The sequence below is a fragment of the Roseomonas sp. WA12 genome (assembly GCF_054165765.1).
In genome coordinates, this window is the sequence record NZ_CM135108.1 from 4,597,247 (window position 1) to 4,611,460 (window position 14,214).

At 69.2% G+C, this 14,214-nt stretch carries 8 protein-coding genes; all 8 read left to right on the plus strand.

Annotated features, from left to right (window positions below):
* The first annotated feature begins 509 nt into the window (after window positions 1-509).
* The 8 genes from ACVBD7_RS21735 (at window position 510) to ACVBD7_RS21770 (ending at window position 14,185) form a co-directional block, all read left to right on the plus strand.
* The gene (locus tag ACVBD7_RS21735) at window positions 510-1,847 is read left to right on the plus strand and encodes an exopolysaccharide biosynthesis polyprenyl glycosylphosphotransferase (protein WP_458095322.1); all 1,338 of its coding nucleotides are present in this window, start codon (window positions 510-512) and stop codon (window positions 1,845-1,847) included.
* A 28-nt stretch (window positions 1,848-1,875) separates the two neighbouring features.
* The gene (gene prsK / locus ACVBD7_RS21740; RefSeq protein WP_458095323.1) at window positions 1,876-3,894 is read left to right on the plus strand and encodes an XrtA/PEP-CTERM system histidine kinase PrsK; all 2,019 of its coding nucleotides are present in this window, start codon (window positions 1,876-1,878) and stop codon (window positions 3,892-3,894) included.
* A complete protein-coding gene (prsR, locus tag ACVBD7_RS21745) occupies window positions 3,891-5,294 on the plus strand; it encodes a PEP-CTERM-box response regulator transcription factor (RefSeq protein WP_458095324.1) in 1,404 nt (467 codons plus the stop codon). Before prsK ends, prsR begins: the two co-directional genes overlap by 4 nt.
* 14 nt (window positions 5,295-5,308) lie before the next feature.
* Complete coding sequence (prsT, locus tag ACVBD7_RS21750) at window positions 5,309-8,125, plus strand: XrtA/PEP-CTERM system TPR-repeat protein PrsT (RefSeq protein ID WP_458095325.1); 2,817 nt, start codon at window positions 5,309-5,311, stop codon at window positions 8,123-8,125.
* 9 nt (window positions 8,126-8,134) lie between these two features.
* Window positions 8,135-9,448 (plus strand): putative O-glycosylation ligase, exosortase A system-associated, encoded by a 1,314-nt coding sequence (locus ACVBD7_RS21755; protein ID WP_458095326.1) that lies wholly within the window; start codon window positions 8,135-8,137, stop codon window positions 9,446-9,448.
* Between the two features lie 277 nt (window positions 9,449-9,725).
* On the plus strand, window positions 9,726-10,835 hold the full coding sequence (locus ACVBD7_RS21760; protein ID WP_458095327.1) for a glycosyltransferase: 1,110 nt from the start codon (window positions 9,726-9,728) through the stop codon (window positions 10,833-10,835).
* Complete coding sequence (locus ACVBD7_RS21765) at window positions 10,832-13,075, plus strand: hypothetical protein (RefSeq protein ID WP_458095328.1); 2,244 nt, start codon at window positions 10,832-10,834, stop codon at window positions 13,073-13,075. Before ACVBD7_RS21760 ends, ACVBD7_RS21765 begins: the two co-directional genes overlap by 4 nt.
* Window positions 13,076-13,213: 138 nt before the next feature.
* Window positions 13,214-14,185, plus strand: coding sequence for an NAD-dependent epimerase/dehydratase family protein (locus tag ACVBD7_RS21770; RefSeq protein ID WP_458095329.1), 972 nt, complete (start codon window positions 13,214-13,216; stop codon window positions 14,183-14,185).
* Window positions 14,186-14,214 lie beyond the last annotated feature (29 nt).

Here is a 14,214-nt window from a genome sequence, read left to right on the forward strand (position 1 = left end):
GCGTTCGGCAGGGATTCGGCGATCGGCGCTGCCGAGACGCTTTAGTGGAATGAGCGAGCGCGTCGTCAGACTCGCGAGCTGGTTGAGTTCCGCGGCATGTCGACTGGCAGCTCTGCCGCGCGCTTCGTGTTTCGATGCCTTTTGTTTTTGAATGTTGAGGTGTGCAGCAGTAGTGGTTTGCACAGCTTTACAACCAGATGAAGCTCGGAAAGGTAATCTATAAGGGTATATATGCAATCTGGAGTTGTAGTCTTTTTCGTGTTGCACGTCCTGCAGTAATAAGCTGATTTGTTATTGCATCGGGAGGATCGTTCCCGTAAGAACCCCTCCGTCTCACACCCTGCTGTCTTTTTAGACTTAAGGTTCTCTGGTGACCGGGCTGTCACTAGTCTCACCTGACGCGTCTAAGAAGTTAGGCAGAGGCAGTAATTGAGTACTATCCGACCGTAGTCGGAAAAACTCTGGTACGGCACAACGATGAGGCGTAGGCGAAAGCCGAGGAGCGAACGATGACGAGCATTTCGGGACACAACATTCGCCCGGATCTGCTTTTGCTGTTCTTTGCGGATGCTCTTCTCGTTTCCGCAATGATTGGCTTGCTCCTTCTCTGGCAGGGCGATGTCCCGGTCGAGACAGGAAGCGCTTTGGCCGTGACCATTGCGGCTTTTTGCGGCCTTTTGTCGGGGGCGAGCGGACTTTATCAGCCCGAAGCACTGGCAGTCGCTCGCCGACTGCTGCTCGGGACGGTGGTCGCCAGCTTGCTTCTCCTGCTGCTGCTTCTGCCGCTACTTCTCTTCTTGCTCCCTGCCCCGCCCGTGGGCGTGAGCCTGTATGTCCAGCTTTTCGGGATAACCCTTGCTTTCGTCGTGGCTGTCATGACCACGCGGCTCTGCTTCACCATGGTTCTGCGGCGCGGCAGGCTGAACCGTCAGGTTGCGATGGTGCGAGGCGAGGCAGGGAACGAGCCGCAGGTCCTGAACCTGCTGCGTGATCGCGGTTACAAGATTGCGCTCGATGCCGGCTCGGGATCTTCGGTGGCCAGGGCGCTGAACCCCGCGGAACTGCGCACTTCCGCGATCCGGGCGATCATCCTGGCGGATGGAGCGGAAGTGTCCGCTGGCATCCGTGCGGGTGCGGAAAGCGTAGGCATCCCGGTCCTAACCGAGGACGAGTTCCTAGAGCGGGAATTTGCGCGCGTCGATATCGAGCGCCTTCCTCAGGGTTGGCTGGCGCGCTCCAATGCAAGGCGTGAGGCGCGCTTCGAGGCGGTGCTTCGCCGGCTCCTCGATATCGTGCTCGGTGTCGTCCTCATCGTCGCGACGTTGCCGCTCCTCCTGATCACGGCTCTTGCAATCAAGCTCGATGGTCCGGGGCCGATCTTCTATCGCCAGGAAAGGGTAGGCCTGGGTGGGCGCACCTTCATGCTCTTTAAGTTCCGCAGCATGGTGGTGGATGCCGAGAAAGGGGGCGCGCCGATCTGGGCCAGCAAGCGCGATGCGCGTGTGACACGGGTGGGCCGGTTCCTGCGCCTGACCCGGATCGACGAGATCCCGCAGGTGCTCAACCTGCTGCTCGGCGACATGGCGTTCGTGGGCCCGCGGCCCGAGCGCCCGGCCTTTGTCCGGCAGCTCCGGGAGATTATTCCGCACTATGCCGACCGGGATATTGTGAAGCCCGGCATTACGGGCTGGGCGCAGGTGAACTACCCTTACGGGGCGTCCGTGGAGGATGCGCGGAAGAAGCTTGCTTACGATCTCTATTATGTCCGGCGCCGCAGCCTCTTTCTCGACCTGCTAATTCTTGTCGCCACGGTCCGCGTCGTCCTTTTCCAGGAGGGATCCCGGTGAGGCACGAAACTGCCCGCCGGCGAGGGGTATGAGCTCCACCTCCATCATCTTCCATGCAGGGGCAGGGGTCGTCTGCCTCGCCTGGACGGTTCTCGTGCTCTCGACCGGGCGGGGGCTCGCTGCCTGGCTTCTCGCCGCAGCTTGCGGGTCCTCCTCTCTCTGGGCGGCCGCTGTTGCCCTGGAGGCGGTGGGCCTTCCCGCCCTGGTCGCCGTCCTTCTCGAAGCTGCCCGCTGGGTGGTCTGGCTCGCGGTGCTGCTCTTCTTCTTCCGCCGGGTTGCAGGAAACAGCGCGCGGCCCCTTACCGTCGGTGTCGGTCTCTGCGCGGCGACTGCCGGGGGTGCGGTGTTTCTCGGCTCTCTCGCGCCTGATCTCATACCCCTCGCAGGGCTTGGCCGATTCATCCTGGCGCTGCTCGTCGTGATCCTGGCCGAGAACCTGTTTCGGGCGTCGGACGAGGCGGAGCGCTGGCATTTCGGCCTGCCCGCGATCGCCCTTGGCGGACTTTCGGCCTACGATCTTCTGCTGCTCGCCGATATGGGGCTGTCCCGGGGATCTGCCTCTGCCGTGCTGGTGGATGCGCGAGCGGCAATCGCTGCGATCGTGACGCCGCTGCTCGCGGTGGCGGCCATGCGTGACCGGCGCTGGCGGCGGGATCCGCCAGTTTCCCGGCAGGTCGTCTTTCAGGGGGCGACCCTCGTCGTGGCCGGCGCTTTCCTCCTCACCATCGGCGTGCTCGGGGAGGCGTTGAGGCGCCTGGACGTCGAGTGGGCTGCGGCCGCACAGGCAAGCCTCATCGGGGGCGCCGTGATCAGCCTCCTCGTCGCGGTGAGTTCCCGTAGTGCCCGTTCCCACCTGCGTCGCCTCTTCGTTGATCCTTTTTTCACGGCTCGCTACGACTATCGCCGGGAGTGGCTCCGCTGCGTGAACGCGCTCTCCGCCGGGGATGCGCGCTCGCCTGCAGAGTACCGTGCCGTCCGCGCTATCGCCGACGCCGTGGACAGCCCTGCGGGCGTGCTGCTGGTGCGTGAGCCCGGCAGGCCAGGGATGCGGTGGGCGGGTTCCTGGAACCGCGCCTCGATCTATCTCGAGGTCCCAGCCGGAGATGCGATCGTGGCTGCCCTCGACGCCAATCCAGAGGTTCTCGTCCTCGACAACGCCGCTGCCTCCTCGGCGGCCCTCAGTGGGGCCTATGGGCCGCTCTGGATGGCTGTCCCGTTGATGCACGGGCGGGAGGGGCTCTCGGGTGTCGTGCTGCTCGCTCCGCCCCGGGCCCCGTTCGAGCTGGACGCCGAGGTGCAGGAGCTGCTCCGCACCCTCGGTTGCGAGGTTGCAATGTTCCTTGCCGAGCGGCGGGCGGCGGAGGGCCTGGCCGATGGCCGGCAGCTTCAGGACTATGCCAAGCGCTTCGCCTTCGTCGCGCATGACGTAAAGACGGTTTCAAGCCAGCTCTCCCTGCTCCTCGCCAATGCCGAGGAGAACATCGATGATCCGGAGTTCCAGCAGGATATGCTCCTGACTGTCCGCACGGCCGCGACGCGCATCAACGCGCTGATCCAGCGCCTGGGCCAACCGGGCGACGTGCCGTCCGAGGAGACCGCGATCGCGCCGGCCGAGCGCCTGCGCTGGATCGCGGCGGCGCAGCACCTGCCCGTGCATGTCGAGGAGACGGGGCCGGCCGTGCTCGCGGCCGTGCCGCCAACCTCGTTCGACACCGCGCTCGGGCACCTGATCAACAACGCTGTCGAGGCCTCGCCTCCCGGCGAGGACGTCCGCGTGCTCGTTGGGCGCGAGGGCGCGCAAGTGGTGGTCGAGGTGGTCGATCGTGGCCCGGGCATGACACCGGAGTTCATCCGCGACGAACTCTTCCGCCCTCTCAGCACGTCCAAGCGTGGCGGCAGCGGGATCGGAGCGTGGCAGGCGCTCGACCTGTTACGGAAAGCCGGCTGCGAGCTTCTCGTGCTCAGTTCCCCTGGCGCCGGTACCACGATGCGTGTCCTTCTACCCTTCCGGGAGGGCGGGACCGGCGCTCTGGCGGAGGCCGCATGACGAAGGCTCGCCTCCTGATCGTCGAGGACGATCCCGGCCTCTGCGCTCAGTATCGCTGGGCTTTCCCGGGTTGCCGCGTGATCCTCGCCAACGATCGTGCGGCGGCTGAGGCGCTCGTCCGGCGCGAGGCGCCGGATGCGGTGCTCCTCGACCTCGGCTTGCCGCCCGATGCGGAGGGCGTCGCGGAAGGCTTCGCGACGCTGGAGATGCTCCGCGCGGTTTGCCCGAACGTGCCCGTCATCGTTGCGAGCGGCCAGGGGCAGCGGCAGAACGCGCTCCGCGCCGTCTCTCTTGGTGCCTATGACTTCTGTGAGAAGCCGACAGACATCGCGGTGCTGCGCACGGTGGTCGAGCGCGCGCTGCGGCTCAATGAGTTGCAGGAGGAGAACCAGCGACTTGCCGAGGCGCCGCGCGCCTCCTCCATCCAGGGGATCATCACGGCCGACGAGGGCATGGTGAAGGTCTGCCGCACGATCGAGCGCCTTGCTGCCGCCTCGGCGCCCGTCCTCCTGCTGGGCGAGAGCGGGACGGGGAAGGAGGCACTGGCGCGCGCTCTGCACGAGCTCAGCCCCCGCGCCAGCAAGCCGTTCGTGCCCCTGAACTGTGCCGCGATCCCCGAGACACTCCTTGAGAGCGAGCTGTTCGGCCACGAGAAGGGCGCCTTCACAGGGGCCGTCCGGCAGGTGAATGGCCGGATCGAGACGGCCAATGGCGGCACCCTCTTCCTCGACGAGATCGGCGAGATGCCGGTCACCCTGCAGGCCAAGATGCTGCGCTTCCTGCAGGACCAGGTGATCGAGCGGGTTGGCGGGCGCACCCCTATTCGGGTGCAGGTTCGGATCGTCTCGGCGACGAACCAGCCACTGGAGGAGCAGGCCGGAAACGGACGGTTCCGCGGCGATCTGCTGTACCGGCTGAACGCGATGACGGTTCGCATCCCGCCGCTGCGCGAGCGGGGCGGGGACGCGCTCCTGCTCGCGCGCTGGTTCCTCGCCCGCTTTGCACGCGAGGGGAGGCGCCGGCTGCGCGGCTTCGATCCCACGGCAGCGGCGGCGATCGCGGCCTATCATTGGCCCGGCAACGTGCGCGAGCTGGAAAACCGGGTGCGCCGCGCCGCCCTGATGGCGGACGACCAGCTTGTCAGCGTCGCTGACCTGGAGCTCTCGGCCCCGGCGCAGATCGAGGACGAGGCGGAAGATCTCGACCTGCGGGCCTCGCGGATGCGGGCGGAGCGCGAGACAGTCGGGCGAGCCCTCGCGCGGAGCCACAACAGCCTCGCCGGGGCTGCGCGCCTGTTGGGCATCAGCCGGCCGACCCTTTACAACCTGCTTGAAACGCACGGCCTCATGCCGGTGCGGGCCGCCTCGCAGCTCGATGCCGCCAAGCCCGACCTCGATTAGCGGAGACTTCCACCATGCGCGTGTCGCGACGCCCTCAACGGAGCGCTCTTCTCCTCGCCGGGGTGGTGGCTGCCACGCTCTCCGCCGGCGCGGCCTTTGCCCAGCCGCTTGAGCGCGCCCGGGCTGCCCAGGCCCGAGGGGACCTGCGCGCCGCGCAGATCGAGTACCGCAACGCCGTCCGGGCGGAGCCCGGAAATCCGGCGACCCGCCTTGGCCTGGGCGGGGTAAGTCTCGAGCTCGGCGACGCCGACACTGCCGAGCGCGAGGCGCGGGCGGCGCTGGAAACCGGGCGGGAGGCCGAGGCAGCGACGTCGCTGCTGGTGCGTACCTATCTCGCACGCGAGCGTTTCCGTGAGCTGCTCCGCGACCTGCCGCTTCCGCGGGACCGCGCCCAGCCGGGCGTTGCCGGGCAGATTGCCGCCGGTCGCGCCCTGGCCGAAATCGCCCTTGACGAGCGGCAGGCCGCGGGCGCCTCGCTCGAAGAGGCCCGCCGCCTCATGCCCGAGGCGGTCGAGACACGGCTGGTCGCTTCCGCGCTGGCTCAACTCGAGGGCCGGCAGGCGGAAGCCGAGGCGGAGATCGAGGCCGGCCTGGCACGGCATCCGGACGCACCCACCCTGATGTTCCGCAAGGCAGTCCTTCAGGTGGAGCGTGGCGATTGGCGTGCCGCACTCGGTGTCCTGGACGGGCTGATCGAGCGTACGCCTTCCTACAGCCAGGCGCGGCTCATGCGGGCCGAGCTGCGGATGCGCGCCGACAACCCTTCAGGAGCTCGCCAGGACGTGGATGCGGTGCTGCGCGCCACCCCGGGCAGCGCGCCGGCGACCTTTCTGCTCGCGGCGCTCCACGCCCAGGCGCGAGAGTGGCAGGCGGCGGACACGGTCCTGCAGCGGCTTTCCCGCGTCCTGCCGAACTTTCAGGACGGGCTGCTGCTGCTGGCCGCCGTCAAGCGCGAGCTCGGTGCGCGGGCCCAGGCCGAGGAAGCCGTGCAGCGCCACGTCGCGCGGTATCCCGACGACTCCCGCGGGCCGAAGCAGCTCGCGATCCTTCTGCTTGACGGAGGACGCGCCGCCGATGCGGCGGCGCTGCTCGCTCGCGCCTCACAACGTTTCGAGCGGGACGCCGAGGTCTTCGACCTGCTTGGCCGCGCCCAAGCCGCGTCCGGCCAGGCCCGAAACGCGAGCGCAGCCTTTCAGCGGGCTGCCGATCTGAGTCCCGGGGACGCTGGCATCCGCGCCCGCCTCAGTGCGTCCCGCCTTGCCGTCGGTGACATGGCGGGGACCTCCGAGGCGGCCGAGCAGGCCCTTCGCCTCGCCCCTGGGCAGGAGGGCGCGCGCGAACTCCTGGCAATGGCCGCGCTTCTGCGCGGCGAGGTTACCGCTGCCCAGGCCGAGTGGGATCGGCTCGACGCTGCCGGGCGCCGGGCCGAGTCCGGCGCCACCCTTGGTGGTTTCCTGATGCTGGCGCGCTTTGACCTGCCGGCGGCGCGCACGGCTTTCGAGGCAGTGATCCGTGACTATCCCCGCGCGATCGGTGGCCGGGTCGGCCTCGCGCGGGTCGCGATCGCGCAAGGTGGGCCGGAGGAGGCGGAACGCCTGCTCGGAGAGGTTCTCCGCCTTGCCCCGGCCAACCCGGAAGCCCTCGGATTGCTGGGCGCGTCCGCAAGCCCGGGCGGGCCGCGCGCAGCCGCTGCGCGCGCCGTGCTGGAAGCGGCTCATGCTGCCCAGCCCGGCGAGCGTGCGATTGCCATCGTGCTGGCCAACTCGCTCATCAACGCGCGAGAGCCGGCGCGGGCGCTCGCCGTCCTGGGGCGAGAGGAGCTGCAGGGTCCGAAGGGCGGCCCGGATCTCCACCTGCTTCGATCGACGGCCTACGTCACGCTTGAGCGTTGGGAGGAGGCGGAGGCTTCCGCGCGGCTCGCCCTCTCGGAGGAGCCGCGCTCCCTGCCGGTGCGGCAGCAGCTGATCGCGCTTCTCCTGAGAGCCGGAAAGCCGCAGGAGGCGGAGGCGATCGCGCAGGAGGGGCTGCGCCTCGATCCGGCGAATGCTTCTGCCCAGCGCATGCGCCTGGCGTTGGCACAGCGAATCGGCGGCCTGGATGCCGCGCTCGCCACGGCCGACCGCCTCGCCGCACTTCCCGAGGCAAGGCCGTCGTCCCTGACCCTCCGCGGCGACCTGCTGCTCGCGGCCCAGAAGCCGGAAGAGGCTGCGCGCGCCTACAAGGCCGCGCAGGCGACCGCCCCATCCTCGGTGCTTGTCCTGCGGGAAGCGCAGGCCTTGTCCGCGGCCGGGCAGACGGCCCAGGCCGTTGCCGCGCTGAGCGCCTGGTCCGCCCGCCAGCCCGACGACGTTGCCGTCCTTGAGGTTCTGGCACGGTACGACATCACGGCGGGGCGCGATGCCGAGGCCGAGCGCCGGTTGAACGTCGTGCTCCAGCGCGCCCCGGACAACACGGTCGCGCTCAACAACCTGGCCTGGATCGTTGCCAAGCGCGGCGGGGCGGCCGAGATCGCCCGCGCACGACAACTGTCCGAGCGAGCCTACTTCCTCATGCCGAATGCGGAGACGGCCGACACCTTCGGGTGGGTGCTTGCCCGGGGCGGAGAGGCGGAGCGCGCGGTGGTGCTGCTGACCCAGGCCGTGAACGCGCCGAGGCCACAAGGGCAGGCCGCCGATCCGAGCAAATCCTACCGCCTCGCCTACGCGCTCGAAGCCGCGGGGCGGAAAGACGAGGCGGTGCGTGCGCTTGAGCCTGCCCTTGCGGGCGGGGGCGCCTTCCCCGAGCGGGCCGAGGCCGAGCGCCTGCTCGCACGGCTCCGCGGGGGGCGCTGAGGCAGGGCGATGCGGAGTTACGTCTTCGTCCTCTTCTTCGGCGGGCTCGTCCCGATCGCGCTGGCGCAGCCTTTCGTCGGGGCCCTGCTGTGGTCATGGATCTCGTTCATGAACCCGCATCGGGAGGTCTGGGGCTTCGCCACCAACCTCCCCTACGCCTCCATCACCTTCCTTGCGACTCTCGTCGCCTGCCTGGTCGCGCGCGAGCCGAAGCGCTTCGCGTTGAACGCGGTGACAGGGCTGCTGCTCGCCCTTGCCGTGCTGATCACGCTCACCTCGTTCGTCACCCTCGCGCCCGAGGCTGTGACCTGGCACCAGTGGGATCGCGTGATCAAGACGATCCTCGGCTCGTTGCTCGTCGCGTGCCTGCTGACCGACAGGCGGCGCATCCACGCGCTCGTCTGGCTGATGGCGATCGCGCTCGGCTACTACGGCGTCAAGGGCGGTATCTTCACCTTCATGACGGGTGGTGGCTACCGCGTGGTCGGGCCGCCCGACACCACGATCGCCGACCGCAATCACCTCGCCGTTGCGATTCTCGTCGCGGTGCCGCTGGTGAACTACCTGCGGATGCAGGCCCGGCACAGGGTCGTGCGGCTGGGGCTGCTTGCGGCAATGGGGCTGATGGTGGTCTCCGCTGTCGGCAGCCAGTCGCGCGGCGCGCTGATCGCCCTCGCAGCAACCGGCCTCATGCTGTGGCTGCGGAGCCGCGGCAAGGTGGTCAGCGGCATCCTCATCGTGGCCTGCGTCGCCGGCACGATCAACTTCATGCCGCAGTCCTGGACCGACCGCATGAACACGATCGGCACCTATGAGGAGGACGCGTCCGCCATGGGGCGTGTCCGGATCTGGGAGGCGTCCTTCCTGCTCGCGCTCGACCGGCCGCTGACGGGCGTGGGCTTCCGCGGGCCCTACTACCAAGCGATCGTCAATCAGGTTGCTCCTGGGGTCACCGCCCGCGCCGTGCACAGCATTTATTTCGAGGCGCTCGGCGAGCACGGCTTTCCGGCGTTCTTCGTCTGGCTTGGCCTGACGGTAGCAGGGGCCTGGTACGCCTGGCGGCTCACCCGGTTGGGGCGCGGGCGGCCGGATCTTGCCTGGGCGGTCGATCTCGGCCGCATGTCACAGGTCTCGATGGTCGCATACCTGACCGGAGGCGCCTTCGTCTCCCTCTCCTACTGGGACTTCTACTGGATGCTCCTCGTCGTGGTCGCTGCGGCCCACCAGCTTGTGCAGGCCGTGCCGGCGGCGAGCGAGGCGCGGCCACCGGTACCGGCGGCCACGGGGTGGCGACGCAATGCCGCGATGGGCGGAGTGCGCTGACATGATCGACGAAAAGGCGGGAGACCTCGCATGCAGGGATTCTACTACCTCCTCATGCTCATTGGCGTCGCGTGGCTCTGCGCCTGGGTGGCCTTCCCAAACAGCGTCGGCCGCCTCTGGTCCCCCTTCGATATGCGAACCCCGGACGCTCCCGACGACAGCGACCAGCCCGGTCCCGCGAACCGTCCGCGACCGTCTGGACGGGGCGGACGGACGCCCCCTGCGCCTACTGACCTTCAGCACCCTCTACCCCAATCCCGCCCAGCCCAATCATGGCGTGTTCGTCGAGAACAGGCTTCGCCACCTCGTCGCTAGCGGCGGCGCTGAAAGCACCGTTCTCGCCCCGGTTCCCTGGTTTCCAGGGCGCCTGCCAGCCCGCGGCGCGATCCCCGCGGAGGAGCAACGCCATGGGATCGACGTGCATCATCCGCGCTTCCTCGCGCCACCCGGGCTCGGCATGTACACGAACCCCCTGTCGCTTCTCGCGACCGCGCGAGGGGTGCTTCGGCGGATGCTGCGGGACGGTCGCGGTTTCGACGCGATCGACGCGCACTACCTCTACCCCGACGGCGTCGCAGCGGTTCGGTTAGGACAGGAGTTCGGCCTGCCCGTCATCGTTACCGCGCGCGGGTCCGACACCAGCCTTCTGCCGCAGCATGCTGTGCCCGGGCGCCTCATCCGCGGCGTGATCCGGCGCGCCGACGCCCTCATCGCGGTGAGCGCGGGGCTTGCCGAAGGGTTGTTCGCACTCGGCGCGCCGTCCGGGAAGGTATCGGTGCTCCGCAACGGCGTGGACCTGCACGCTTTTCGTCCGCCGATCGACCGCGACGCGACGCGCGCCGGTCTCGGCCTGAACGGGCCGACCCTGCTCTCGGTCGGCCTCCTAATCGAGCGCAAAGGGCATCACCACACGATCGAGGCCCTGCGCGCTCTGCCCGGCCATACCCTGCTGATCGCAGGGGAGGGGCCGGAACGCGAGGCGCTCCTCGCCCTCGCGCGGCGGATCGGCGTGGCTGACCGCGTGCGGCTGCTGGGAGCGCAGCCGCATGCGCAGCTCTCACTGCTCTACGGCGCGGCGGACGCGATGGTGCTCGCCTCCAGTCGGGAAGGCTGGGCAAACGTCCTGCTGGAATCGCTTGCATGCGGCACGCCCGTGGTGACGAGCCCTGCCTGGGGATCGCGCGAGGCGGTGGCGGCGCCTGAAGCCGGGATCGTGCTCGACGAGGCAACGCCGGATGCGATTGCCGCGGGGGTGCGTGCCGTCCTCTCCAACCCGCCCTCCCGCACCGCGACCCGGTCCTACGCGGAGCGCTTCGGCTGGGACGAGACGACGGCAGGGCAGCTTCGCCTGTTCCGCAGGGTAACCGGCGGGCGAGGAGAGGAATGACAGCAGGGTACTCCGGGGAGGGACGCCTAGGGCGCCGCGCGCTGGCGCCCCTCCTCCTCGGCACCCTCACCACGCCGAACGCTCCGACCGCGGCCCAAGATGCCCGCCTTTCGGGCGGCTCGGCGCTGTCCGCCGAACCGACCCCGAGGGCTGTGGTCATGCCCACCCGGATGCCCTGCGCCGACCGCGCGGACGATATTGCCGGCTTGGTGGTGGAGGGAACAGGCGCGCCCGAGGGGACCGTGACGGTCTTTGGCCAGGCCTTCGCGCCAGGCGACCTGCCCTCCGATGCGGGAGTCGTGGCCCGGCTCGCGGGGACCGACCGGGCTGTTCCGGCGCAGCTGGACGTCACTCGCCGGCACGCGGATGGCTCGGCACGTTTCGGCCTGGTCTCGCTCGCGATGCCGTCGCTGGCGGTGGGAAGCCTTATAGGCGTGGTGCTGTCGCGCGGGCGGGTGATGGCAGGTGCCCCGCTCGACCCCGCCGCGGCACTGCGGGGCCGCAGCCTTGTGGTCGAGGTCGCGTCCAGGGCCGGAGTGCCCTGGCAGGTCGATCTCGTCGAGGCGCTGCGGGGCTCTGGCGCAACAGGGGCCTGGCAGTCCGGCCCGCTGGTCGTCCAGGCTCGGATCGAGTTGCCGGTTCGGGCGGGGGAGGTCACCTCGCTGCGCCTCGTGGCCGACCTGTCGGTGCGGGCGGACCGCACGATGCGCGCCGACCTGTGGTTCCGCAACGACGTGGCCATGCGTCCGGGTGGCGGGGAGACGGGCTACGCCGCGCGGATCCTCGTCGACGGGCGGGAGGTGCTGGTCGCCGACGTGCCGCGTCACTGGCAGTACGCGGCCTGGGGACGCCTCGTCGGCGGAGCCGAAGGCGGGCGCGAAGCCCCGGAGGAGCCCCGCGTCCGGCAGGATCCGGCCTATCTGGCCCGCTCCAGCGCGGTTCTCCCGTTTGACCTGTCAACGGGAGTGGAGGAGGCGCTGCTCGCGAGGATGGGACAGGCCGCGGCCGACCCGTCCTGGGTACAGCCACTCGCATCCCGTGGGATCGAGACGCGCATGGGAGCGCCTGGCGCGCGGCCCGACCTCGGGCAGACCACCGCCTACAACGCGGCCTGGGTCATCACCGGGGATCGTCGCGCTGCGGCTTACTGCATCGGGCAGGCCGAAGCGGCCGGCTCCATCCCCTGGCATTTCTGGGATCCCGGCGGCGAGCACCGCGGAGGCGGCTGGCTGGACGTGCAGCACTGGCCGCTCTTCTGGGCCGACGCGCGTGGAGGCCTGCCGCCGCGCACGCTGCTGCAGCCCTTCGCCGTCGACACCGCCTGGGGGAGCGGGCCGGTCCCCTCGCATCAGCCGGATCTGTCCTACGTTCCCTATGTGCTAACAGGGCGGCGGGCCTTCCTCGACAACCTTATGGCGCAGGCGGCCTGGAACGTCGTCACGGTCCGGTCCGGTCCGCGTCGGACGGTAGGGGGCTCGGGCGTGATCGCCGACGCGAACATGCTCCAGCAGCGTCAGGTTCGGAGTGCCGCCTGGAGTCTGCGCCAGATCGACGAGGCGGCCTGGATCGCCCCGGACGCCGATCGGACGCGCGCCTATGTCGAGGAGGTGGCGGCCGGCAATTGGAGCTGGCTGCGGGCGCAACTGCCGGAATGGACGGCGCGCCAAGGGGACCTGCACGGCTACATCGTACCGCTGGACTATGGCTACACGCCCACGATCTCGCCCTGGCAGCAGGATTACTTCGCCTCGACTGCTGCGGCGGCGACATTGCGGGGGAGGGAGGATGCGCGCGCCGTCCTGTCCTGGATGAGCAACTTCATCGTCGGGCGCTTCTTCGCGACCGCGTCCGGGTTCACCCGCAACGACGGCATTTCCTATACCCTCGCCCTCTTTCCACTCCCCTTGCCCCGCCAGCCGGCCCCGCCCTCCTCCTCTCCCTACGTCACATGGTCCGAAATGGCCCTTCAGTCGCGTGAGCGCGGCCTGGCCAACGGCGACGGCTGGGCCACCAGCAACGGTGAGTATGCCCGGCTTGCGATGCTTTCCCTTGCTCTGATCCACCACGCGCTGGGTGACGAGCGGGCGCGGGAAGCCTACACATGGCTCGCCGGGTCGGGCGCGCCCTACACGGCACCGGCCATGTTCGCGCGCATGCCAAACCATAACGTTTCGCTGCGTGGCCTGCCGCGTCTGCCGGAGCAGGCAGTCAGTTGCGAGGCTGCGGGGATCCGGCGATGAGAACGCAGGCTTTCCCGATTCGCGCCGTGGCGCATCTGGATGCTCCGGCACGGGGCCATCCTGGCCCGTGGCCCGGGCGACCTGCAAGCCTGACCCAGCGCGTTTCAGAACCCCCTTTCCCGTTCGTGGAGAAATCCCATGCCCCTCTTTCTCGTCACGGGCGGCTGCGGCTTCATCGGGTCGCACCTCACGGCCGCTCTCATCGGCCGGGGCGACCGTGTCCGTGTGCTCGATGACCTGTCCACCGGCTCTCGGGACAATCTCGTCCCGGGGGCTGAGCTGGTTGTCGGCGATGTCGCGGATGCCGAGACCGTGCGTCAGGCCATGGAGGGGGTGGACGGGTGCTTCCACCTCGCAGCCATCGCCTCCGTGGAGCGCGGTGTGCAGGACTGGCTCGGGACGCACCGCGTCAATCTCACCGGCATGATCGCGGTGCTCGAGGCCGCGCGGCCACGGCGGGTACCAGTGGTCTACGCCTCTTCCGCTGCTGTCTACGGTGACCAGGCTGTGCTGCCGATCCGGGAGGACGTGCTGAAGCGGCCGCTTTCGGCCTATGGGGCGGACAAGCTCGGCTGCGAGCAGCACGCCCTCGTCGGTGGGCTGGTGCATGGCATTCCGACCCTTGGGCTGCGCTTCTTCAATGTATTCGGCCCGCGGCAGGACCCGCGCTCGCCCTATTCGGGCGTGATCTCCATCTTCTGCGACCGGGTGAGCCGTGGGGAGAGCGTCAGCGTGTTCGGTGACGGCGGGCAGACACGCGACTTCGTCTATGTCGAGGACGTGGTCGCCGCGATCGTCGCCGCGATGGCCGCAGCATCGCCTCTGGGGATGGTCTACAACGTCTGCACGGGACAACCCACTTCGGTGCGCGCCCTTGCTGAAACCGTCGCCGCAGTCTTTGGCGTTCCGCTGGAGATTGCACACGCCGCGCCCCGCGCTGGCGAAATCCGAGATTCGCTCGGCGATTCCACACTGATGCGGGAGAGGCTCGGGCTCGGTGAGACGCGGTCCCTGCATGAGGGCCTGGCAGAGGTAAGGGCATGGCTGGACGCCGGGCGCCCTGGAGCTGCTTCAAGCGCCCCCGCGGCCTCTAAGGAACTTAGCTCCTAGGGAGGCCAACGTGACGCGACGTTCTCATA